The organism is Pseudoroseicyclus sp. H15 (assembly GCF_054353345.1).
This window is the reverse complement of record NZ_JBTHJE010000002.1, coordinates 1-21,716: the sequence shown is the minus strand read 5'-3', so window position 1 is coordinate 21,716 and position 21,716 is coordinate 1. Positions and strand designations below refer to the sequence as shown.

At 64.1% G+C, this 21,716-nt stretch carries 18 protein-coding genes and 1 tRNA gene; 10 read left to right on the top strand and 9 right to left on the bottom strand.

What is annotated here, in order from left to right; all coding sequences use genetic code 11:
• Positions 1-121 precede the first annotated feature (121 nt).
• A complete protein-coding gene (gene acnA, locus ACXN5S_RS03920) occupies positions 122-2,899 on the bottom strand; it encodes an aconitate hydratase AcnA (RefSeq protein WP_458604094.1) in 2,778 nt (925 codons plus the stop codon).
• A 225-nt stretch (positions 2,900-3,124) separates the two neighbouring features.
• Here acnA and ACXN5S_RS03915 point away from each other — a divergent pair, with 225 nt between their 5' ends.
• The gene (locus tag ACXN5S_RS03915) at positions 3,125-3,835 is read left to right on the top strand and encodes a DUF1223 domain-containing protein (protein ID WP_458604093.1); all 711 of its coding nucleotides are present in this window, start codon (positions 3,125-3,127) and stop codon (positions 3,833-3,835) included.
• A gap of 287 nt (positions 3,836-4,122) precedes the next feature.
• Here the strand turns inward: ACXN5S_RS03915 and ACXN5S_RS03910 are convergent, their stop codons facing one another.
• On the bottom strand, positions 4,123-5,214 hold the full coding sequence (locus tag ACXN5S_RS03910) for a FliG C-terminal domain-containing protein (protein ID WP_458604092.1): 1,092 nt from the start codon (positions 5,212-5,214) through the stop codon (positions 4,123-4,125).
• Between the two features lie 241 nt (positions 5,215-5,455).
• Positions 5,456-6,757, bottom strand: a complete 1,302-nt coding sequence (gene purB, locus ACXN5S_RS03905; protein WP_458604091.1) for an adenylosuccinate lyase — start codon at positions 6,755-6,757, stop codon at positions 5,456-5,458.
• Positions 6,758-6,840: 83 nt separating this feature from the next.
• Between purB and ACXN5S_RS03900 the strand changes: the two genes are divergently transcribed.
• Positions 6,841-7,251, top strand: a complete 411-nt coding sequence (locus ACXN5S_RS03900; protein WP_458604090.1) for a DUF6314 family protein — start codon at positions 6,841-6,843, stop codon at positions 7,249-7,251.
• Positions 7,252-7,329: 78 nt separating this feature from the next.
• Positions 7,330-7,923 carry a biotin transporter BioY gene (locus ACXN5S_RS03895; protein ID WP_458604089.1) on the top strand — a complete coding sequence of 198 codons (594 nt, stop codon included), beginning with the start codon at positions 7,330-7,332 and terminating at the stop codon, positions 7,921-7,923.
• Positions 7,924-8,269: 346 nt separating this feature from the next.
• On the opposite strand, the gene dddP is transcribed toward ACXN5S_RS03895, so the two are convergent.
• Positions 8,270-9,622, bottom strand: coding sequence for a dimethylsulfonioproprionate lyase DddP (gene dddP, locus ACXN5S_RS03890; protein WP_458604088.1), 1,353 nt, complete (start codon positions 9,620-9,622; stop codon positions 8,270-8,272).
• A 110-nt stretch (positions 9,623-9,732) separates the two neighbouring features.
• Here dddP and ACXN5S_RS03885 point away from each other — a divergent pair, with 110 nt between their 5' ends.
• Positions 9,733-10,434, top strand: coding sequence for a heme-dependent oxidative N-demethylase family protein (locus ACXN5S_RS03885; RefSeq protein WP_458604087.1), 702 nt, complete (start codon positions 9,733-9,735; stop codon positions 10,432-10,434).
• On the opposite strand, the gene ACXN5S_RS03880 is transcribed toward ACXN5S_RS03885, so the two are convergent.
• The 3 genes from ACXN5S_RS03880 to ACXN5S_RS03870 form a co-directional block, all read right to left on the bottom strand.
• The gene (locus ACXN5S_RS03880) at positions 10,421-11,263 is read right to left on the bottom strand and encodes a hypothetical protein (protein WP_458604086.1); all 843 of its coding nucleotides are present in this window, start codon (positions 11,261-11,263) and stop codon (positions 10,421-10,423) included. The two genes, ACXN5S_RS03885 and ACXN5S_RS03880, sit on opposite strands and share 14 nt — an antisense overlap.
• Positions 11,264-11,581: 318 nt before the next feature.
• Positions 11,582-13,000 (bottom strand): type I glutamate--ammonia ligase, encoded by a 1,419-nt coding sequence (gene glnA / locus ACXN5S_RS03875; RefSeq protein WP_458604085.1) that lies wholly within the window; start codon positions 12,998-13,000, stop codon positions 11,582-11,584.
• Between the two features lie 51 nt (positions 13,001-13,051).
• Complete coding sequence (locus ACXN5S_RS03870) at positions 13,052-13,390, bottom strand: P-II family nitrogen regulator (RefSeq protein WP_163892525.1); 339 nt, start codon at positions 13,388-13,390, stop codon at positions 13,052-13,054.
• 145 nt (positions 13,391-13,535) lie between these two features.
• Here ACXN5S_RS03870 and ACXN5S_RS03865 point away from each other — a divergent pair, with 145 nt between their 5' ends.
• Complete coding sequence (locus ACXN5S_RS03865; protein ID WP_458604084.1) at positions 13,536-15,080, top strand: NAD(P)H-hydrate dehydratase; 1,545 nt, start codon at positions 13,536-13,538, stop codon at positions 15,078-15,080.
• A gap of 11 nt (positions 15,081-15,091) precedes the next feature.
• On the opposite strand, the gene ACXN5S_RS03860 is transcribed toward ACXN5S_RS03865, so the two are convergent.
• Positions 15,092-15,550 carry a Hint domain-containing protein gene (locus ACXN5S_RS03860; RefSeq protein ID WP_458604083.1) on the bottom strand — a complete coding sequence of 153 codons (459 nt, stop codon included), beginning with the start codon at positions 15,548-15,550 and terminating at the stop codon, positions 15,092-15,094.
• Between the two features lie 153 nt (positions 15,551-15,703).
• On the opposite strand from ACXN5S_RS03860, the gene ACXN5S_RS03855 reads away from it, so the two are divergent.
• The 5 genes from ACXN5S_RS03855 (at position 15,704) to ACXN5S_RS03835 (ending at position 20,269) form a co-directional block, all read left to right on the top strand.
• A tRNA-Leu gene (locus ACXN5S_RS03855) sits at positions 15,704-15,788 on the top strand.
• Positions 15,789-16,926: 1,138 nt separating this feature from the next.
• The gene (locus ACXN5S_RS03850; protein WP_458604082.1) at positions 16,927-17,967 is read left to right on the top strand and encodes a helix-turn-helix transcriptional regulator; all 1,041 of its coding nucleotides are present in this window, start codon (positions 16,927-16,929) and stop codon (positions 17,965-17,967) included.
• A gap of 214 nt (positions 17,968-18,181) precedes the next feature.
• On the top strand, positions 18,182-18,544 hold the full coding sequence (locus tag ACXN5S_RS03845) for a hypothetical protein (protein WP_458604081.1): 363 nt from the start codon (positions 18,182-18,184) through the stop codon (positions 18,542-18,544).
• A gap of 88 nt (positions 18,545-18,632) precedes the next feature.
• A complete protein-coding gene (locus ACXN5S_RS03840; RefSeq protein WP_458604080.1) occupies positions 18,633-18,887 on the top strand; it encodes a hypothetical protein in 255 nt (84 codons plus the stop codon).
• Between the two features lie 5 nt (positions 18,888-18,892).
• Entirely contained in the window at positions 18,893-20,269 is a 1,377-nt protein-coding gene (locus ACXN5S_RS03835) for a radical SAM protein (RefSeq protein ID WP_458604079.1), read from the top strand.
• 392 nt (positions 20,270-20,661) lie between these two features.
• On the opposite strand, the gene ACXN5S_RS03830 is transcribed toward ACXN5S_RS03835, so the two are convergent.
• Positions 20,662-21,174, bottom strand: a complete 513-nt coding sequence (locus ACXN5S_RS03830) for a class I SAM-dependent methyltransferase (protein ID WP_458604078.1) — start codon at positions 21,172-21,174, stop codon at positions 20,662-20,664.
• Positions 21,175-21,716: the final 542 nt, after the last annotated feature.

Sequence of the window (21,716 nt, the reverse complement as noted above, 5' to 3'; positions counted from 1 at the left end):
GTGTGGGGGCTGGCCCCCACGGGAGCGCGGGCTCGCCAAGTTCGGCGGCCCAGCAGAGCGCGGCGGAAACGAAAACGGCGGGGCCGAAGCCCCGCCGTCAATCTAAGCTCAAAGGTGCGGCTCAGCTCGCCTTGGCGAGGTTGCGCAGCACGAAGTGCAGGACGCCGCCGTTCTCGACATATTCGATCTCCGGCGCCGTATCGATGCGGCAGCGCAGCTCGATGTCCTTCGTGGTGCCGTCGCCATAGGTGATCGTCGCCGTCACCATCTGTTGCGGCTTCACCTCTTCGAGGCCCGGGATGTCGACGCTCTCGTCACCCTTCAGGTTCAGCGATTTGCGGGTGTCGCCATTCGTGAACTCGAAGGGGATCACTCCCATGCCGACGAGGTTACTGCGGTGGATGCGCTCGAAATTCTCGGCGATCACCGCTTTCACACCCAGAAGGGCCGTGCCCTTGGCCGCCCAGTCGCGCGACGAGCCAGCGCCGTATTGCTCACCGGCGAAGATGACCAGCGGCGTGCCCTGCTCCTGGTAGGCCATGGCGGCGTCGTAGATGGCCATCTCCTTGCCGTCCGGCCCGAGCGTGTAGCCGCCTTCCACCCCGTCCAGCATCTCGTTCCTGATGCGGATGTTGGCGAAGGTGCCGCGCATCATCACCTCGTGGTTGCCGCGGCGCGAGCCGTAGGAGTTGAACTCCCGCACAGGCACTTGATGCTCGACGAGGTACTTGCCGGCGGGCGTACTGTCTTTGAACGAGCCAGCGGGCGAGATGTGGTCGGTCGTGACCATGTCGCCGAGGATGGCGAGCACGCGCGCGCCCTTGATCGAGGAGATGTCGCCCTTCTCGGGACCCATGCCTTCGAAATAGGGCGGGTTCTGCACATAGGTCGAGGCCGGCGGCCAGGCGTAGGTTTCGCCCTCCGAGGTCTCGATGGCCTGCCAGCGCTCGTCGCCCTTGAAGACGTCGGCGTACTTCTCCTGGAAGGCCTCGCGGGTGACGGTCTTCTCGACCATCTCGGCAATCTCGGCCTGGCTCGGCCAGATGTCCTTCAGGTAGACGGGGTTGCCGTCCTGGTCGTTGCCGAGCGGCGCTTTGGTGATGTCGACATTCATGTCGCCAACGAGGCTGTAGGCCACGACCAGCGGCGGCGAGGCGAGGTAGTTCGCCCGCACGTCCGGCGAGATGCGGCCCTCGAAGTTGCGGTTGCCCGAGAGCACCGAGACGCCGATCAGGTCGTAATCGTTGATCGCCTTGCTGATCGCGGGCTCCAGGGGCCCCGAGTTGCCGATGCAGGTGGTGCAGCCGTAGCCGACGAGGTTGAAGCCGATGGCGTCGAGATCGTCCTGCAGGCCGCCGGCCTCCAGATAGGCCGAGACCACCTGAGAGCCGGGGGCGAGCGAGGTCTTCACCCAAGGCTTGCGGGTCAGGCCCTTTTCGCGCGCCTTGCGGGCGAGCAGGCCCGCGCCGATCATCACATAGGGGTTCGACGTGTTGGTGCAGGAGGTGATCGAGGCGATCACGATCGAGCCGTCATGCAGCTGGTAATGGCCATCGTCGGTCGGCACGAAGCCGACGTTGTGGTGGCCTTCGTTGCCGGGGATGTCGCGCGGCTCGGGCTGGCCGCCTTCGCCTTCCCAGCGTACCTCGGCATTGGCAGAGGCGTCCTTGCCCTCGCGGATGCCCTTCACATACTTGTGGAAGGCCGGCGCCGCGCCGTCGAGCGCGATGTAATCCTGCGGGCGCTTGGGGCCCGAGATGGCGGGCACGATGGTGCCCATGTCGAGCTCCAGCGTGGAGGAATAGACCGGGGAGTAGTCCGGCCCGCGCCACATGCCGTTTTCCTTGGCATAGGCTTCGACCAGCGCGATGCGGCCCTCGTCGCGGCCCGTCTGGCGCAGGTAGCGCAGGGTCTCGTCGTCGATGGGGAAGAAGCCGCAGGTGGCGCCGTATTCGGGCGCCATGTTGGCGATGGTGGCGCGCTGCGCCAGCGGCAGGTTGTCGAGCCCGTCGCCGTAGAATTCGACGAACTTGCCGACGACGCCGTGCTGGCGGAGCATCTCGACGACCTTGAGCACAAGGTCGGTGCCTGTCGTGCCTTCCATCATCTCGCCGGTCAGCTTGAAGCCGACGACTTCGGGGATGAGCATCGAGATCGGCTGGCCGAGCATGGCCGCTTCGGCTTCGATGCCGCCCACACCCCAGCCGAGCACGGCAAGGCCGTTGACCATGGTGGTGTGGCTGTCGGTGCCGACGAGCGTGTCGGGATAGGCGACTTCCTCGCCGTTCTGGTCGGTATCCGTCCAGACGGTCTGGGCGAGGTATTCAAGGTTCACCTGGTGGCAGATGCCGGTGCCCGGGGGCACAACGCGGAAGTTGTCGAACGCGCCCTGGCCCCATTTGAGGAACTCGTAGCGCTCCATATTGCGCTCGTATTCCCGGTCGACATTCATCTGGAAGGCGCGGGGGTTGCCGAACTCGTCGATCATCACCGAGTGGTCGATGACGAGGTCGACGGGGTTCAGCGGGTTGATCTTCTGGGCGTCACCGCCGAGGGCCTTGATGCCGTCGCGCATGGCGGCAAGATCGACCACCGCGGGAACACCGGTGAAATCCTGCATCAGCACGCGGGCGGGGCGATAAGCGATCTCGCGGGGGTTCTTGCCGCCATTGGCGCCCCACTCCGCGAAGGCCTTGATATCGTCGGTGGAGACGGAGAAGCCGCCATCCTCGAAGCGCAGCAGGTTCTCCAGCACCACCTTCAGCGAGGCGGGCAGGCGGCCGAAATCGCCAAGGCCGGCCTCGGTGGCGGCGGGTATGGAGTAATAGGAAACGGTGGCACCGCCGGCAGAAAGGCTGCGGCGGGTCTTGGCCGTATCATGGCCGGTCACGATGGGCATGGGGGGCCTCCTCGGATGTGGGATCACGGGTGACGGTCTTGGCCTGCTTCTCGCGCAACCGTGAGGCGCGATCAAGGGGCCGCTGCGGCGCGGTATACAATTGTGCACAGTGGGAGGCAAGAGGCAGTTCGGTCACGCCTGCGCGTTCTCCGCCCGGTTTCAACAAGCCTTGATTGGCCAGTGCGGGTGCGCCCGGCTAGACCAAGCTGAGAACAGGGATCATCCATGCGCGCCATCTGGGCCAATATCTTCGCTATCGTTCTGTCTGCCTCGATGCTGCCCGCCTCGGCGGCGCAGGCGGAGGATGCACCCGTGGTGGTCGAGCTTTACACCTCGCAGGGCTGTTCCTCCTGCCCGCCGGCGGATGCGCTGCTGCAGCAGCTGGCCGGGCGGCAGGACGTGATCGCCCTGGCGCTACATGTCGACTACTGGGATTACATCGGCTGGGCCGACAGCTTCGCCCAGCCGGCCTTCACTCAGCGCCAGCGCCGCTATGCCCGCGCCGCCGGGGCGACGGCGGTCTACACCCCGCAATTCGTCATCGGCGGCGAGACCCATGTGATCGGCGCCCGCGCCATGGAACTGATGGACGCGATGCGCGCCGCGGCCGCCGAAACCGAAGACATGGGCCTGACGCTGACGCGAGAGGGCGACCACGTGGTGATCTCGGCCGAGGCGCTGGAAAGCCCGCATCCGATGGTGGTGCAGCTCGTCAGTTACCGGCCGCAGGAGAGCGTGGATATCCAGCGCGGCGAGAATGCCGGGCTGATGCTGACCTATGCCAATATCGTCACCTCCTGGACAGTTCTGGGCGAATGGGACGGCGTGACGCCGCTTCGGATCGAGGCGGAAGTGCCGGGCGACGACGAGCTCGTCGCTATCGTGCAGGAGCCGGGGCCGGGCCGCATCTGTGCTGCGGCGAGGCTGACACTCTAGGGCCGAGGTCATCCTGGCGTCCGCCCTCGGTCGAGCCCTCTCGGCATTCAACGCCACCATTCCCAACAAGCTGCGCGGTTTCGCTCCTGCGCTCCGCGCACCACGCAGTGCCTGCCCGAAGGCAAACCAGCGTGCGCCACCAATTCAACGGCCCGACGTCTCTCTCATTTTCGACAAGTGCCGGTTCTGGCCACCCAGAGGCAGGCCGGGGCGCCCCTACGCCACCGCCGCTCTCGTATGCTACGGTCGGCCCGCCCCCAACGGCCGGCTCCGCTCTCTCGAAGAGGTTATTCGTCCTCTTCGTCGTCCCCTTGTTCGACAAGCGAGATGTCTCCCGCCTCCACAGCCGAGCGGATCGCCGTGACGACCGCCGACATGGCGGCCTCGCCCTCGGCCTTCTTCACCTTGCCGCGCTCGCCCATGGATTCGCGCAACGTGTCTGCCATCCGCCCCGGCAGGCCGGAGAGGATGAAGTCCGATGCCGCGGCCTCATCGCCGCCCAGGCCGCTGCCGGCGGCAAGGGCTGTCACCAGCACCTCGTTCTCGATGTTGCGCGTGACCTTGGGCAGGTCGAGCGGCTGCACGCGGCCCGGGATGTTGCCGAAAGTGAAGATCGCCTTGCGCACGCCGCGGGCGAAATCGGGCGCCTCGGCATCCAGCGCCTCCAGCACCTCCTCGCGCGTCTGCGGCTTGGAGGAGTTGAGGATCGTGCCAAGCCGCGATTCCGGCATGTCGGCGAAGGCCGTGGGCGGCCGCGCGCCGTATTCGGCTGCCAGCGCCTTGCCGATGCGGGCCACCGCGGCGGGCGAGATGCCGGCCGTCTGGCTGACGGCAAAGGCAACGCGGCGCGCCCGCTCGCCCGGCAGCTTGCCCAGCAGCTCCGCGGCCTTGCCAGCGGGCAACTTGGAGAGGGTGACAGCCGCCACCTCGGTGCATTCATTCTCCATTATCGGCACCAGATGCTCGACCTTCAGCGCCGCGACCATCGACCAGGGGTCGGCGCGGCCGCTCGGCGTTTCGCCATGCAGGCGGGCGGCGGCGGAGGGGCTGAGCCTGTCGCGGAGCGCCGCCAGCGCGCCCTCGAGGCCGCCGGGCGAGGTGAGGCCCACCGATTCCAGATCGTTCAGAAACTCGTTCGCCACCGCCTCTACCGTGGCGCGGTCGATAACCTTGAGTTGGCCAAGCTCGCGGGTGAGGTCGAGTTGCACCTCTTCGGGCAGCTTCGACAGCGAGATATCGGTGCCGTCGCGCAGCAGCATCTGCACCACCATCGCCGCCTTGCGCCGCCGCGTCAGCCCGCCCGCAGAGCCGCCCGCCGGCGCTGCCGACAGGGCCGGCGCGGCAGTGGCATTCATCGGTTTGAAGGCGGGGCTGTTCATGGCGCGGGCATCTCAAAGGCTGACTTCTGCTCTCAGCCCGTCCTAGCCGATTCTGGTGAACAGCCCGTCAATGCCGACCCGGCCCCACGCCCCGGTCACGCGCCGCCCCCGACCCTCAGCCGAGCGCGACCCGCCAAGCCCCTGTCTTTGCTCTGAAAAATCCTCGGGGGAGTCGCCTTTAGGCGACGGGGGGCAGACAGCCCCCCTCCACCGCCCGAAATCGCGAAGGCCTCGCCGCCCTTCAGCCGAAGACCCGCTTGAAGATCGTATCGACGTTCTTCGTGTGGTAGCCCAGATCGAACTTCTCCTCGATCTGCTCGGGCGTCAGCGCCGCCGTCACCTCGGAATCGGCCAGCAGCTCTTCCTTGAAATCCTTGCCTTCTTCCCAGACCTTCATCGCGTTGCGCTGCACCAGCCGGTAGGCATCCTCGCGGCTCACCCCCGCCTGCGTCAGCGCCAGCAGCACCCGCTGGGACATGACCAGCCCTTTGAACTTGTGCAGGTTGGCCAGCATCGTCTCGGGGTAGATCACCAGCTTCTCGACCACGCCGGCGAGCCGGTTCAGCGCGAAGTCGAGATGCACCGTCGCGTCAGGAGCAATGCCGCGCTCGACGGAGGAATGCGAAATGTCGCGCTCGTGCCAGAGGGCCACGTTCTCCAGCGCCGGGGTTACGGCGCTCCGCACGAGGCGGGCGAGGCCCGTGAGGTTCTCCGTCAGCACCGGGTTGCGCTTGTGCGGCATGGCCGAGGAGCCCTTCTGACCGGCAGAGAAGAACTCCTCGGCCTCCAGCACCTCGGTGCGCTGCATGTGGCGGATCTCGGTGGCGACGTTCTCGATGGAGCTGGCGATGACGCCGAGCGTCGCGAAGAACATCGCGTGCCGGTCACGCGGGATGACCTGTGTCGAGATCGGCTCGGGCGCGAGGCCCAGCTTCTCGCAGACATACTCCTCCACCCGCGGGTCGATATTGGCGAAGGTGCCGACCGCGCCGGAGAGCGCGCCGGTGGCGATCTCTTCCCGGGCATTCACCAGACGGGCGCGGTTGCGATCCATCTCGGCGTAGAAGCGGGCGAAGGTGAGGCCCATAGTCGTCGGCTCGGCATGGATGCCGTGGGAGCGGCCGATGCGCACCGTGTCCTTGTGCTCCATCGCGCGGGTCTTCAGCGCGGCGAGCAGGCGGTCGAGATCGGCCAGCAGGATGTCGGCGGCGCGGGTGAGCTGCACGTTGAAGGCGGTATCGAGCACGTCCGAAGAGGTCATGCCCTGATGGACGAAACGCGCCTCCTCGCTGCCGATATGCTCGGCGAGGTGGGTGAGGAAGGCGATGACGTCGTGCTTGGTGACCGCCTCGATCTCGTCGATGCGGGCGACGTCGAACTCGACGCCATCGGCCTTCCAGACCGCCGCGGCATTCTCCTGCGGGATGGTGCCGAGATCGGCCATGGCCTGGCAGGCATGGGCCTCGATCTCGTACCAGATCCGGAAGCGCGTCGCCGGCTCCCAGATGGTTGTCATCTCGGGGCGGGCATAGCGCGGGATCATGGTCGGCCTCAGCTTTGATCTGGGAGATGGCGCCCGTATAGGAGAGGGCAGGGCAGGCGGCAAGGCAGCGGCAGGGACGACGCGTGGAGCTGACGGCAAAGGATTTTCGCGGCGCCTGGGCCATCGAGCGGGAGATCGCCGACGCGCTCGGGCCGGATGCGCAGTTTCGCGGCACGGCACGGTTCGAGGGCGCGGGCGAAGAGCTGGCCTATCACGAGACGGGGCAGCTCGTGCTCGGCGACGGCACGGCGCTTCAGGGCGAGCGGCGCTATCTCTGGCACTTCCGGTCGGGAGGGGTGGAGGTGGCGTTCGAGGACGGGCGGCCGTTTCACACCTTCCGATTTGACGCGGCCGAAGGCACGCATCCCTGCGGCGCCGATTTCTACGAGGTGAGCTACGATTTCAGCGTGTTCCCGGCCTGGGTGGCCGAGTGGCGGGTGACCGGGCCGCGCAAGGATTACCTGATGACGAGCCGCTACATCCGCGAGGGTTGAGCCGGCGCCCTGCCGCCGCTTGAGTTGAGACGGGGCGCATGGCATGCATTTGGCAACGCAGCATGATGGGAGGCGCAGATGGCGCTCGCAATTTCCGACAACAAGGTTCTGGCCGAGAGCTTCGGCCCCACCGAGGGTGCCGCCCGGCTGGCGAAACAGGCAGCGCTGGTGGCGCTTGGCGTGGTCTTCCTCGTGGCGATGTCGAAGATCCGCGTGCCCTTCTGGCCCGTGCCGCTGACGATGCAGACCTTCGGGGCGCTGATGGTCGGCGCTGTCTTCGGCTGGCGCCTGGCTGGCGTGACGCTTCTTGCCTGGCTCGGCCTCGGCGCTGCGGGCGTGGCGGTGTTCAACACCGAGGCGGCGGGCCTTGGCTATTTCGCCGGCCCAACCGGCGGCTATCTTGTCGGCTTCCTCTTTGCGGCGGTTGCCGTTGGCGGGCTAGCCGGGCGCGGCGCCAGCCGCACCGTGCACGGGATGGTAGGCGCGCTGCTGCTGGGCAACGCGATCATCTACGCGGTCGGCGTGCCGTGGATGGCCTATCTCTTCGCCGGAGAGAACGGCATGGCCTGGGTCATGCAATACGGCATGGTCAACTTCCTCGTCGGCGATGCCGCCAAGCTTGCCCTCGCCGCCCTGATGGTGCCGGCAATCTGGAAGCTCACCGGCAAGTAGGGCGAAACGCCTGAGGTTTCGGAAGGGCCAGCCAGTGTGCCGGCCCTTTCTTTTTGTGGGCCCCCGCGCAACGGGAGCCGGGCGAGCGCCCGCCCGTGGGGTGGCGCCACTTCCGCAAGGATTAGCGCCTTATGCCCGCAACACCCCTCCGAGCCCTGAGCTCAGGGCTGCCTTCACCAGAGCGCCAGCCCGCCGGGACGGACAGGCGCTCGCACTGCGCCTTCGGCTTGATTCCGGGCGGGGTGTCGAGCGCGATCGTTGGCTGGCCCTCAGCCCGAAACCTCAGCCCGGGGCGGCACGATTTCCATATGGAAATCGTGAACGGAAACCATATGGTTTCCGGCGCTCAGGCAGAGAGCGCAGCGTCGAACGGATAGCGCGTCAGGTTCTCCGCCCCCGTCTCGGTGATCAGCACCTGATCCTCCAGCTTGATCGAGAAGTCGCCGCACTCGGCGCTCACCAGCGCTTCGGCGCAGAGCACCATGCCGGGCTCCAGCGCCACGTCGAAGGCGCCCTCCACATGCCCGTCGGGGTAGGGCACGAAGGGCCACTCGTCGCAGAGCCCAACCCCGTGCAGCTTGCAGGAATATTTCTGCCGCTGGTACTCCGGCCCCAGCTGATGGCCGCCGAAGGTCAGCTCGCCGATTGTCACGCCGGGGCGGAGGCGGGCGATGTGATCGTCCATATGCTCGCGGGCCAGCGCGAAGGCTTCGCGCATGTCGGGGCGGGGCTGGGCATCGCCGATCCACCAGGTGCGCGAGATGTCGGTGCAGATGCCGTAGGCGCCGACGAGATCTGTGTCGAAGGCGACGATCTCGTTCGGCTGCACGACCCTCGGCCCGCATTCCTGAAACCAGGGGTTGGTGCGGGGGCCGGAGGCGAGCAGGCGCGTCTCGATCCATTCGCCGCCGCGCCGGATGTTCTCGGCATGCAGCACCGCCCAGATGTCATCCTCGCTCATGCTGCCGAGCGGCACGCCGGCGCGGGCCGTCACCTCCATCTCGGCCATGGCGGCCTCGCAGGCGTGGATGGCGCAGCGCATCGCGAGGATCTCGTCGGGGCCCTTGATGGCGCGGGCGCGCTCGGTCACCTCCTCGCCCTCCAGCACGGTAAAGCCCGCCGCCTCCAGCGCCCGAAGACCGGCGATCTGGATCTTGTCGACGGCGATGCGGCGGTTGGCGCCGACATGGGCGGCCATGATCTCTTCGATCTGGCCGGCAAAGGCCGAGGCCGCCAGCTCACCCCGGTCGCCCGTCACCGCGTAGAAGAAGCTGGCGCCGCCCCGCACCTCGGCGACCAGCGGGTTGAAGCCTGACAGGAACGGCGCGTGCTTGTAGTCGAACAGCACCATGTGACCGTCTGCGCAGAGCAGGCAGGCGCGGAACGGGTTGTGGCTGTTCCAGAGCTGCATGTTGGTGCTGTCTGTCGCGTAGCGGATGTTGAGCGGGTCGAACATCAGCAGCGCGCCGAGCCCGCGCTCCGCGACATGCTGCGTCAGCCGCTCCCAGCGATAGCGGCGCATCGCGGCGAGGTTGGGCGGGGTCAGGCCGGCCATCGCCCATTCGGCGAAGGCGAGGGCCGTGGGGCCGATTTCTACCCGGTCGCCCGGGTTGGGGCTGCCGTCGGGCAGAAAGTCTGCATCGCCCGGCAGGATGCGGGCGGGGGCGATCTTGCGGCGGTCTGCGTAATGCTCGGTCATCGGGCGCTCCCTGGCTCTCGCGCCAAGGCTCCGCCCACAGGGCCCCGGAATCGCGCAGGATCGCGACATTTTCTGATGCGCTTTGGCCAGAGCCATGGCACCCAGCCTGCATGGACCAGCGCGCCCCCATCCTTATCGACGAGATCCCGCCCGAGCAGATCGCCGTCGCCGCCGAGCCCCTGCCGCGCCTGCGCCGGGTCGAGGGGCCGTGGCTGGTGACCGACAGCGCCTTCGCCGCGCAGATGGCGCTGAAGGAAGAGCTGCTGGCCACCGTGCCGCAGGCCGTACTCGGCGCGGTGCCGGGGGCGGAGGCGGCGGTGGAAGAGGCGGTGGCGCTGGTTTCAGCCGAGACGGGCGTGACGGCGGAGGGCAGCGCGCTGGAGCGACTCGCCCGCGTCACCCAGGCCGACATCTGCCTGCTGGAGGAGCGCGAAGGCGCGCATGTGCTGATTGCCGGCGCGCTCTGCTTCCCCTCGGGCTGGATGCTGCATGAGAAGCTGGGGCGCACAATGGCGCGCATCCACGTGCCCGTGCCGCCCTATGACGAGCGCATCAACACGCGGGTGGAGCGGATGTTCGCGAACCTGAGGGTCGGCGACCGGATGTGGCGCGCCAACCTGCTGCACCGCGACGATTACCGGCTGCACCGGCCGCGTTCAGAGGCGATGTCGGCGCAGGATCGTCACCCGCCGGGGCCGCATCCGTGGCTGCGCAGCGAGCGGCAGACCCTGCTGCGCCTGCCAGAAAGCGGGGCGATCCTGTTCTCGATTCACACCAGCGTGGCGCGCAACCCGGACGTCAAAATCCCATGACACCGAATTCGGGGGCCATCTTCATGAGGCCCACCGCCATGCCCGTCACCGCCATGGCGCGGGCCGAAAGGGTCAGATCCTCGCCGCGCAGGCAGGAATAGACCATCAGCGAGGCGCCGACAGGCAGGGCGATGACCATGACCGAGGCGTTGATTGTATGCGCCGCGAGGCGCAGCACCGTCGAGGGCGCTTCTTCGGCCTCGCCGTTCACATAGAGAGCATCGCGCAGTTCCTCCGCCTTCTGGCGGCTGGCATTGTCGAGCGTCGGCTCCTTGTTGGCGGGCGCCAGGGCCACACGGGCGCCGGGCGTGGCCGCCTCATCGCCGGTCTCGCGCCGGGTGGCTGCGGGCGCGGCGGGGCGCATCGGCACCACATGGGCCGAAGAGGGGGCACTGGGGGAGGGGGAGGCGCTGAGCGCGTCCTGCAGCTGCTGGAGCACCTCGTCAGAGGCCGGGCCTTCCATCTCGTGGCGCACCAGCTTGTGCGGCGCGTTGCCGGCGTTGACGGCGCTGATCAGCAGCCCGCGGATGGCGCCAAGATGCGGCGCGGCGGCGCCGGTGCTGCCATCTTCGCCGGGGGTGCTGTCGATCCAGAGTGTCAGGGCCGATTGCCAGGGGCCGTTGATGGCCGGCGCGTAATCGAGATGCACCGTCAGCTCCGGCAGGAAGAAGACGGCGCGGCGGGCGCCCATCTCGACACGGGCCGAGCAGCCCATCTGCCGTTCAAGGACAGTCAGCAGAGCTTCGCAGAGCGTGTGGAACGCCACCGCATCGGGGCGGTGATAAAGGAATTGGGCGACCTTGCTGCGGTATTGGTGCTGGGAAAGCATGATGTGATCCCGTTCCTGTTCTCACATCATGGATGACGGATGATTCCGGCTGGGATTGGCTCTGATTTAGGAAAAGTTAAGGCGTGGGCAATTTTCTTAAAACCGGTTAATGATGTATTTCAATAGGTTAGGTCGTTTCCTCGGCAACAATCTGAAGTCCGATTAACGTTTTTCTTAAAATGCAGAACGTCATGATTTGCGATTCCGGGCGCCAAATCCGGGCGCCGAAGCACAGCAGAGGCGCCGCGCTACAGGGGTGCTGACATGCAAAAGGGGCGCCCCGAAAGGCGCCCCGCTGTCTGCGTAAGTCCCGAGGGATCAGCAGGAATAGTACATCTTGTACTCGATCGGGTGGGGGCAATGCTCGTAGGCGTAAACCTCTTCCCACTTCAGATCCATGTAGCCTTCAAGCTGGTCACGGGTGAACACGTCGCCCGCCAGCAGGAACTCGTGATCGGCTTCCAGCTCGGTCAGGGCTTCGCGCAGCGAGCCGCAGACCGTCGGGATGGCGGCCAGCTCTTCCGGCGGCAGATCGTAGAGATCCTTGTCGGAGGAGGGGCCCGGGTCGATCTTGTTCTTGATGCCGTCGAGGCCGGCCATCAGCAGCGCCGAGAACGCCAGGTAGGGGTTCGCCGAGGGGTCGGGGAAGCGGGCTTCCACACGCTTGGCTTTCGGCGACTCCGCCCACGGGATACGCACGCAGCCCGAGCGGTTGCGGGCCGAGTAGGCGCGCAGCACGGGGGCTTCGAAACCGGGGATCAGGCGCTTGTAGCTGTTGGTGCCCGGGTTCGTGATGGCGTTGAGCGCTTTCGCGTGCTTCAGGATGCCGCCGATGTACCACAGGGCTTCCTGGGAGAGGTCGGCATACTTGTCGCCGGCGAAGAGCGGCTGGCCATCCTTGAAGATCGACATGTTGACGTGCATGCCGGTGCCATTGTCGCCCGCGATGGGCTTGGGCATGAACGTGGCCGTCTTGCCGTAGGCGGCGGCGACGTTGTGGATGACGTATTTGTACTTCTGGATCTCGTCGGCCTGCTTGGTGAGCGTGCCGAAGATCAGGCCGAGCTCGTGCTGGCAGGAAGCCACTTCGTGGTGGTGCTTGTCGACCTTCATGCCCATGCGCTTCATGGTCGAGAGCATCTCGGCGCGCATGTCCTGAGCGTCGTCCACCGGGTTCACGGGGAAGTACCCGCCCTTGATGCCGGGGCGATGGCCCATGTTGCCGATGCCGGTGCTGTCGCGGAAGTCGGTGTCGGTGTTCCAGGCGCCGTCGATCGCGTCGACTTCGTAGCTCACCTTGTTCATCGACACGGCGTAGCGGACGTTGTCGAACACGAAGAACTCGGCTTCGGGCCCCATGTAGGCCGCGTCACCGATGCCAGAGGCCTTGAGGTAGGCTTCGGCCTTCTCGGCGGTGCCGCGCGGGTCGCGGTCATAGAGCTCCATCGTGTCGGGCTCGACGACCGAGCAATGCACGCAGAGCGTCTTCTCGGCGTAGAAGGGGTCGATATAGGCGCTGTTGCCATCGGGCATGAGCTTCATGTCGGACTGGTCGATCGACTTCCAGCCGGCGATGGACGAGCCGTCGAACATGAAGCCTTCCTGCAGGAAGTCATCGTCGACCTGGTCGCTCATCACCGTGACGTGCTGCAGCTTGCCGCGCGGATCGGTAAAGCGGATGTCGACGTATTCGACCTCCTCGTCCTTGATCATCTTCAGAATGGGATCGTTGCTCATTCCTGGTCCTTCCCTTGTATAGTTCTCTCGCTCAACTGTGTTCGGGGCACCTTACAGCGCCTCTTCGCCCGTCTCGCCCGTGCGGATGCGGATGGCTTCCTCGACGGGAGAGACGAATATCTTGCCGTCGCCGATCTTGTCGGTCTTGGCGGCACCGATGATGGCCTCGATCGCGGCCTCGACCTGAGAGTCGGGCAGCACGATCTCGACCTTCACCTTGGGCAGGAAGTCGACCACGTATTCGGCGCCACGATAGAGCTCGGTATGCCCTTTCTGACGGCCAAATCCCTTGACCTCGACAACAGAGAGACCCGAAACGCCGACTTCTTGCAGCGCCTCCTTCACCTCGTCGAGTTTGAACGGCTTGATGATCGCCTCGATCTTTTTCATGAACGACTCCCTGATCCTCGCCTTGCGTGGCAGACCATGCTTGGTTGGGCTGCACAATTCGGCAGCTTTCTTCAGCCAAACGGGGCTGGGCCGCGCCCGGCAATTTCCGCCCCATTCGCACATTCCGTCAGCTAGGTGACTAAAAATGCGCCACTTCGAAAATCAACCAGAGAGCCGGCCAGCGCAAGTAATTCTGAGCCCCGAAGGGATGCGCGAGGTCGAACAGGCGGCCATGGCGAGCGGCCGCGTGACCGGCGCCGAGCTGATGGAACGGGCCGCCGCGGCAGTGGTGGCCGAAGTGGAGCGGCGCTGGCCGGCCCTGGCCGCAGGGGCGGGGCGCGCGGTGGTGCTGGCTGGCCGCGGCAACAACGGCGGCGATGGTTATGTCGTAGCAAGGCTGCTGCGCGAGCGCGGCTGGGAGGTGGCTGTCTTCGCCGCCGGAGAGCCGATGTCGGAAGATGCTCAGCGCATGCGTTCGGCTTGGGGCGGAGAGGTTCGAGCGCTCGCGGATCTCGGAGCGGCGGAGATTGCAGGGGCTGACCTCGCGATCGACGCGCTCTTCGGCACCGGGCTGTCGCGCCCGGTCGCTCGGGAGGTGACCGGCGCCCTCCGTCTGGCGCAGGAGGCCGGGGCGCGGCTTGTCGCGGTGGATATCCTCTCCGGCCTGTCCGCCAGCTCGGGCCAGGTGCTGAGCGAGGGCGACTTTCTCGACCGGCCCGCCGATCTGACGGTCAGCTTCCAGGCCGCCAAGCTCGGCCACGTCCTGACGCCCGGCGCCGAGTTCACCGGCCCCCTCGCCATCGCCGAAATCGGGCTCCGCCAATGGATGACGGCGGCCGGGCAGGGCGCCGTGGAGCTAACGGGGCCGGGGGGGCTCGCGACCAAGACCCAGGGCCACAAGTATCAGCACGGCCACGCCCTGATCGTCGCCGGCGGTGCAGGGCGTGGCGGGGCGGCACGTATGGCGGCCCGGGCGGCGCTGCGCATCGGGGCCGGGGCAGTGACCCTCGCACCCACGCCCGGCGCACTGCAGGAGAATGCCGCCGCGCTCGACGCGATCATGCTGCGCTCGCTGGCGGGGGCCGAAGCGGCGGCGGCGCTGCTGGAGGACGAGCGGCTGAACGCGCTCTGTCTCGGCCCCGGCTGCGGGGTCGAGCGGGCGGGTGAGTTGCTTCCCATCCTCGCCGCAGCCGGCCGGTCGCTGGTGCTCGATGCCGATGCGCTGACGGCACTGGCGCAGGAGCCGGCACGCATGGATGACGCCGGCCCCCGCACGGTCCTCACACCCCATGCCGGCGAATTCGCGCGGCTCTTCCCCGATCTCAGCGATGATCTGAAAGAGGGACGTTCTAAGTTGGAGGTCACCCGGGCTGCAGCGGCGCGCATCGGCGCGGTCGTCCTGCTCAAGGGGCCGGACACCGTGATCGCGGCACCGGACGGTCGGGCGGCGATCAACGCGGCGGCAGGCGAGGCCGCCGTGCCCTGGCTGGCGACGGCGGGAGCGGGGGACGTGCTGGCCGGGTTCATCACCGGCCTGCTGGCGCGCGGCGCGGCGCCCTTCGAGGCAGCGGCCGAGGCGGCATGGCTGCACACGGCCTGCGCCCGCAGCTTCGGGCCGGGGCTCATTGCGGAGGATCTGCCGGAGGAGGTGCCGAAGGTTCTGCGGCAGCTCGCGCGGCATTCAGGCTGAGGGTAGGGGCCTCACCCCTCCATCAGGATCTCCAGCCCGGCGATATAGACGATATGCGGGTGATCGAAGCTGAGGCTGTAGAGTGTCATGTTCTGCGGCGGCTCGCGCGTGATGAAGGCGTCCTCCACCAGCAGCTCTGCTGCGACCGTGGCGCTCGACGTGCCGTAGATCGCTTCGGCCCGCCAGTCGCGCAGATGCACCTGCGTGCCGGCGCCGAAGGTGACATCCGCCTCGGGGCGGAAATGGCCGAGCGCGGCGGCGCGGATGCAGACGGGGCGGTGCAGCGCCTTGGTCACCTTGAGACCGTTCAGGCGGGCCATGCCGGAATCGAGCGTGATGATGCGTGAGCCGGGCATGAGCTGCTCGATGCGCTCCTCACCGTCGAGAGTGAGCACGAGCGCGCCGGCGGGAAACCCCACCGCGAGCTCCTCGCGAGCTGCAGCTTCAATCGGCTCGGCGCCTTCGCGCATATTGCGCTCCTTCGCTATGGTTAATCTCTCGCAGAGTATTGTGGCATTTTTTGGATCGCGGGCTGGGGGCGCCCTCGCGTTTTGTCTCGCATCGCCCCGGGCGCTTTGCTAAGGAGCGCCGAGATCCCGGTCGGGCCGCGCCCGCCGGATCGTGCGGGTGTGGCGGAACTGGTAGACGCACCAGATTTAGGTTCTGGCGCCGCAAGGCGTGGGGGTTCGAGTCCCTTCACCCGCACCAATCTGAAAAGGAAAGAAAAAATTCCGATCTGGCGCGCCAACGGAAGGTAGTTCAGCTCCCGGTTTCGCAGATTGTTTCGCACTTTCACGTTCTGGACCCGTTCTGTTCCGGGGTAGGCGTTGGCGGCCCCAATTTACCCGAAATAGAACGACAGCGTGCCGGCTAAGGGCCCTACGTCGACCTTTGTCTGATCCTTGGCGCCGCGGTGCCAAGGATCAGAAAGCGGCGGTTGGCGACGCCGCTCAGCATGTCTACTCAGCGATCATCAGCTTTTGCAGAGAGGCAGCTGTTCTGTGCAGCCACTCGGTTCATGTTGCATCTGGGAAGTTGCTTGGGAGGAGCGCGGAGAGCGGACCTTCGCCACGGCAGTCACGAACGACCTAGAAGGGCGGGAAGCGGTCGTTCGGGTGGTAACGAATACCAAGGAGGAAGTTGCATAATTTCTCCGACCTCGGTGAACTTCACGTTGCATCCCGCGCGAAGAACGCGGTCGCCATCTTAGGATGTCACGCTCCGCCCTGAGATGGGCGACCTCTTTGCGCAAGGCCGCGATCTCGGCCCGCTCTTGGTTGACTCGCCCGTGGCCGGGGAACGCTCCGGGAGGGGCGCCTCCCACCTAACGCAAACATCGGCGCAACACGCTCTCGGACAGCTCCAGATCCCGGCATGCCTAGACGACGGCGACACCGCGCTCCGTCACGAGCTTCACGCCCTCGATCGTGAACTCACGGCTGAACTTTTGTCTCTCCAACTGAGGTATCCAATCCTATGGTCACGATCTTATGGTGGTGTCCACTGAACCGACAGCAGCCCGCATGCTTCTTCAGAGGGCGTTGAAAATATTGAAAGAGGGTTGAGTTTCGGGTGACGATGCATCGTGCTCGGAGCATACGTCTCCAGCTGATCGCGCACCACGCCGTAAATTCTCAAGTGTTAGCGCCGCAAACAGCAGCGGGCAAATGAACTGGATTTCTCTTTATGGCCTTGAGAGATTTAATTTTAGGGAAGCACTGGAAGGCATCGGGCTATGGAGTTGCATAGACTTATTACGGATATACTGAAATGTGCACAAAGCCCATCGCGCTGGTCCGAAACGCTTGATAACATAAACACCTCGCTCGAAATCACGGCGTCCTGCATGTTCGCCGTTCATGAGTTTCAGGTCGTCAGCCGCGACATTTTCTGGAGCGAAGTCAATCGCCGGAAGCTTCATGAACACGACAGGCTTCTGATGGAAAACGGTCTCGACCAGGATGACGACAGGGCCTATCAGTATCTATTCGATTCTCCGCCATTGAGATTCTACGATGAGCCGACGATGTTTGGTGTTGAAAATGCAAGGGACCTGCCGTCGTCATCTATTCGGGATCTCACGCAATCGCTGGGATATCGGATGAGGTATGCTGCAACCCTGAATCGTAACGGCCCATGGCTCGACGGTTTCTATTGTCAAACTAGGTCCGAGACGGAAGGTCGGACTCTGCTCCACGATGAGCGGATCGGTGTCCTTCTACCTCTCATGGCCGGCGTCATCGAATTGGGGCGCGTCTTCACGACATTAAGGGCGCGTTATGCTGCAGCACTGACCGCGCTCGATGCGCTTGGCCTCGCAGTTTTCCTCGTCGACGACCGCGGCCGGTTGCTCGAACAAAATCTAGAAGCGCAGGATATCCTTGATCAACACGACGGCCTCGCACTTGATCGAAGTGGCCGTCTGCGGGCCCGGAAGGCAGAAGACAGCGCAGCTCTGACGGCAGCTTTCGAGCAAGTGGATGACCTTACGGTTTCCACACCGGATGCATCCCGCATCGTGGTGGAACGGCCTTCGGCAAGACGCAGCTACCTTGTGTCCGTGCAACCGCTCGTCGATCAGGCCGGCGAGTTGCAGACGAACCTTCGCTGCTCGTTCGTGACAGTCATCGATCCCGAGCGCAGTCACCGGATCTCCGTCGACGGACTTCGGGACTTGGGCGGATTGACCCGGGCAGAGATCGATGTCGCAAGGCTCTGGATTGCTGGTAACGATCCGACGGAGATCTGCGAGATCAGGAATGTGAGTCAGAATACTCTAAAAACCCAGATGCGCATCATTTCGCAGAAGCTCCGCTGCCATGGACAAGCCGATCTTGTCCGGTTGGCCGTCGCCACCAGCTTGCCGATACGTTCCGACTATGACTGATGAGATCACCAGGCACAACGATTTGCAGGAACGTCACCCTGCAGGGTGATGCAACATCCTTCACCCCCCGAAAGATTGAACTCGTCCGCATGATCATGCGGGGACGAAAGATAGCGAGCCACCACATGAGTGTGCGCGCCTGATCAGATCGTTCGGGATCGAAAGCAGAGTATGGAATGAACCAGAAGTGGACCCATTCCAGTCGAGGGGTGACATGACGCAGAATTTTGGAAGGTGGATCTGGGTGATCTTCCTGTCGGCGACATCGATGGTGGGAATGCCGAGCATCGTCATGGCAGACGTCACTGCACAAGCGTTTGCATGCGGCAACATCGTCTGCGTCAGGTTTACCAACTACTCGGGCCAGCGATATTCCTGCCGCGTCTATTACGCATACGATGGCACGCTGGCGACCGGGAATCGCGCCTGGGGAGAAAGCACTTCGATCAATGGACATTTCTACAATAATCCCGTGATCGTCTCGAACAACAGAACCTTCAACCTCACTCCCCGACCTGGCGACTATTGGCGAAGTTTCGGGGTCACCTGGTTCGAATATACCTGCTATCCGAGCTAGCCGCGGGGGCCGATATGCCATTTCATGGTGGCCTGGGGCCAGCCGGGTGGCGGGCCATCTTCAAAACTTGCAACAAGGAGCCTTGCCCATGCGAAACAAGAAATTAAAGATCGTATCGACAAATCTGGCGATGGCACTGGCGAGTTCCACCAGCCTGCTGGCGACGAGCGGGTGTGACGCCAACGGAAACTTCACTCCCTTGGGGGAGGAACTCGTCGCCATTGGAAATGCAATCGCGATCGAGAGTGCCTCCAGCAACGCCGGCTCCGGCTCATACCAAGGCGGTGGCGGTATGGGATGTGGCGGGCGTCCTTGCGGCGGTGGCAGCTGCTCGATCCAGTGACTGAAATGTTCATCGCCCCGCTCGGCAGGATCTCACGCGGCGACTCGACCATATACTTCGAGACGTCCGGCTACAGGAGCATGTGCCTTCCAGCCAATGATCCGAGCAACGATTTCATGGAATTGCTCCGAAGCCGGAGCGGGCAGGAAGTGCGAGAAGACGACCTTCAGAATCCCGAGTTCTTCAAATTTCTGGTGGAACTCAAATTCATCACTCCCCAGGTCGACGAGAAGGCGTGCAGGATTTCGCAGGTCTTCGACAAGTTTGTCGGAGTCGACAGGAGCATTTCTCTTCATCTCCTTCTTACGCAATTCTGCAATCTGGGATGCGTCTACTGTTATAACGGCACGGATTCCTACCAACTGAGAAACAAGCTCAAACTGAGCGTGGAGCATGGCCTGAATGCTCTGCGGTTATTCTACAGATATGTGCAGAAGAATGGACACGTATCGATCAATCTTCTTGGTGGCGAGCCACTGCTGAACTGGCAGACCGCGCATGAGATCCTGGCGCGGCATCATGAAATCGCTGCGGAATGCGGGTTCGCCGGCACCACTGCCTTCTCGATTCAAACCAATCTGACTTTCATTCCGCCCGGCTTTATCGAAGATGCGAGGCGTCATGATGTCGATATTATTGTCGAGGTCGATGGCGATCGCGAGGTGCATGATACGCTCAGGCCACACAAGACGATAGGGACAAGCTCGTTCGAAATGACGAAAAGGAACTGCAGCGTCCTGACCGAAAACGGGGTTTCGTTCAGATGCAAGGGCGTCATCACCAGTCACAACATCAGTGATCTGGATGACCTGACGAAGACACATTCCGAACTGGGTGCCGAAAGGTCATCCTTCGGTATCGTGAGGCCGGTGGATTCGGATTATCTAAAGTTTCCGACCGACATCCTTCCGACGGCTGCGCAGATGAACGAAGCCGTTCGTTTGTCCAAGGAGCGTGGAGGCCACTTCTACGAAGACCTTAGGCAGAGTGTCATTCGGCGGATCGGTGACTACCGATCCTGCGGCACTGTCGGGTGCCACTACAAGCATGCCGCGATATTCACTGTCACGAGCGATGGCTCGATATATAATTGTCCTTGGTTCGTCGGGGCAGAAGACAGCTATATCGGCTCCGTCAGCGATGATCGAGTGTCCAAGAGCAGGGCTATGAAAAACGTTGAAACCGTTGGACTCGACCTCAACGAGGAATGCTTGCGGTGCGACTATTACAGTGCGTGCGGAGGCGGCTGCCCCGTGACCGAGAGGCTCTGCAAGGACGACGAACAACTGGTCTCATCCGTTCGTCAGCTTCAGTGCTCGCAAGTCATTCCCGTTGTTCATGATATACTTTTCGAGAAGCACGGCGGCTCGGGATCAGACTGAGGTGCTCCCCGCCGCTTCCTCCTCGCCATCTCATTCGTCTCCTTCTCAAAGATCAAGGTGACTTTAGATCGTAGCTTCCGACAGTGTTCGATTTTCGGGGGGCACCTCAAATGTTCGGTATGGGCCGAGAGCGCCGGCCGCTGTTGCCTACTAGTCGCTCGGCCAGCTGCATCGCCGCACGACCGCGTCGAGCCCGAATTGACCACGCTAGCCGCAGAAGGTTTCTCCGTTGCAGCATGGGCGCGCGGCCCTGAACGGACATTCGCTGTCCTAGTGAGCGCAGCGGCGCGGCTCCAGCAAAGCGGGGCGTTGGGGCTTCACCGCAGCATTTCCAAGGATTCAAGGTCGGCAGTGCTGACAAAGCGATCATCTGCCGCCTTATCTTTCGATGTCTAAGACCTGCGGAGGAACAGATATCCATTCTGCTCTGACACGATGCCCCACTCCTCGCGGCGGGAAGCCACAACGTCCTTAAAGCCCGCGATATTGGCACGTTCGTCGGCGATTAAGCACCAGCCACGGTTGTCAACGTGATCAAGTAGAGTGCACAGCGCTTTTATACGATCTGGACCATCGAGCATGTGGAGCGTCCTGTCTATCAGCACGACGTCGAACAGCCCGTCTGGTTCGTAGTCTGTGATATCAGCAACGACGCCCCAGGCATCAAGATTTTCCTCTTTGGCAACCTTATTCAGGGCACGAATGCCGCTTGGTGACAGGTCGATGCCCAGAACGCTGTGCCCGGCCCGGCCAATGAACAAGGCGTCGCGGCCCTGTCCGCACCCGACGTCCAAGATACGCAGTCTTCGGTCTGCTCGGGCAGCAAAGAAGTCCACAAATACTTGTGTTGGCCTCCCAAGGGCATGCGGCGTCGTTTGATAGAGCTGTTCGTAATCGTAAGCCATAGTCTCCGCTTACCGAACTAGAGCGCCCTTGGCTAAGTGAAAATCTCCGTAAGCAGATCTGAACCCATTCGTATGAGGTAAACTAACTGGACAACACCTCGATGCCACGAACGGCCGTCTATTCGCACCCTTTTGCAGCTCATGAGGTCAGCTCAGATTAATACCTCAGATGAAGAATTCCGCTTTGGGCACGGCTATTCCTAGGCAGGGATCTGGCGTGTGCCGCAACCTGACGAACTAGCAGAGAGAGCTCGAAGCGGTCATACGGCTACGCAACGTGTCGGACGCTTGGCAGGCCGCGACCGCAGCCGCTCTCGGCCCATTGCGGACCTTGGGACTGAGCGAGCACGCCGCGGCGCAGCTTCGCCGAAGCCGTCGTTCATGCGTCGCGCAGCATTTCCAGAAGTCCAGGGTCCGCTATGGGGACAGAGCCGCCTTTCAGTTCTGACGCACGAATGACTGCTCCTGCAATGTCATGGCTGTTGCCAGTACGGGCTCGACGTTTCTCGCTTTCGACCTGTCAGGCAGTTTCATCAACATCC

What these genes read in the sequence shown, in the direction of transcription:
- ACXN5S_RS03860 (WP_458604083.1), bottom strand. Translation starts at nt 15,550, where the DNA reads ATGCGCGAAGGCGCCGAGCCGATTGAAGCTGCAGCTCGCGAGGAGCTC.
- ACXN5S_RS03880 (WP_458604086.1), bottom strand. Translation starts at nt 11,263, where the DNA reads ATGCTTTCCCAGCACCAATACCGCAGCAAGGTCGCCCAATTCCTTTAT.
- ACXN5S_RS03915 (WP_458604093.1), top strand. Translation starts at nt 3,125, where the DNA reads ATGCGCGCCATCTGGGCCAATATCTTCGCTATCGTTCTGTCTGCCTCG.
- ACXN5S_RS03895 (WP_458604089.1), top strand. Translation starts at nt 7,330, where the DNA reads ATGGCGCTCGCAATTTCCGACAACAAGGTTCTGGCCGAGAGCTTCGGC.
- acnA (WP_458604094.1), bottom strand. Translation starts at nt 2,899, where the DNA reads ATGCCCATCGTGACCGGCCATGATACGGCCAAGACCCGCCGCAGCCTT.
- glnA (WP_458604085.1), bottom strand. Translation starts at nt 13,000, where the DNA reads ATGAGCAACGATCCCATTCTGAAGATGATCAAGGACGAGGAGGTCGAA.
- ACXN5S_RS03865 (WP_458604084.1), top strand. Translation starts at nt 13,536, where the DNA reads ATGCGCCACTTCGAAAATCAACCAGAGAGCCGGCCAGCGCAAGTAATT.
- ACXN5S_RS03910 (WP_458604092.1), bottom strand. Translation starts at nt 5,214, where the DNA reads ATGAACAGCCCCGCCTTCAAACCGATGAATGCCACTGCCGCGCCGGCC.
- ACXN5S_RS03870 (WP_163892525.1), bottom strand. Translation starts at nt 13,390, where the DNA reads ATGAAAAAGATCGAGGCGATCATCAAGCCGTTCAAACTCGACGAGGTG.
- purB (WP_458604091.1), bottom strand. Translation starts at nt 6,757, where the DNA reads ATGATCCCGCGCTATGCCCGCCCCGAGATGACAACCATCTGGGAGCCG.
- ACXN5S_RS03850 (WP_458604082.1), top strand. Translation starts at nt 16,927, where the DNA reads ATGTTCGCCGTTCATGAGTTTCAGGTCGTCAGCCGCGACATTTTCTGG.
- dddP (WP_458604088.1), bottom strand. Translation starts at nt 9,622, where the DNA reads ATGACCGAGCATTACGCAGACCGCCGCAAGATCGCCCCCGCCCGCATC.
- ACXN5S_RS03835 (WP_458604079.1), top strand. Translation starts at nt 18,893, where the DNA reads ATGTTCATCGCCCCGCTCGGCAGGATCTCACGCGGCGACTCGACCATA.
- ACXN5S_RS03845 (WP_458604081.1), top strand. Translation starts at nt 18,182, where the DNA reads ATGACGCAGAATTTTGGAAGGTGGATCTGGGTGATCTTCCTGTCGGCG.
- ACXN5S_RS03885 (WP_458604087.1), top strand. Translation starts at nt 9,733, where the DNA reads ATGGACCAGCGCGCCCCCATCCTTATCGACGAGATCCCGCCCGAGCAG.
- ACXN5S_RS03840 (WP_458604080.1), top strand. Translation starts at nt 18,633, where the DNA reads ATGCGAAACAAGAAATTAAAGATCGTATCGACAAATCTGGCGATGGCA.
- ACXN5S_RS03830 (WP_458604078.1), bottom strand. Translation starts at nt 21,174, where the DNA reads ATGGCTTACGATTACGAACAGCTCTATCAAACGACGCCGCATGCCCTT.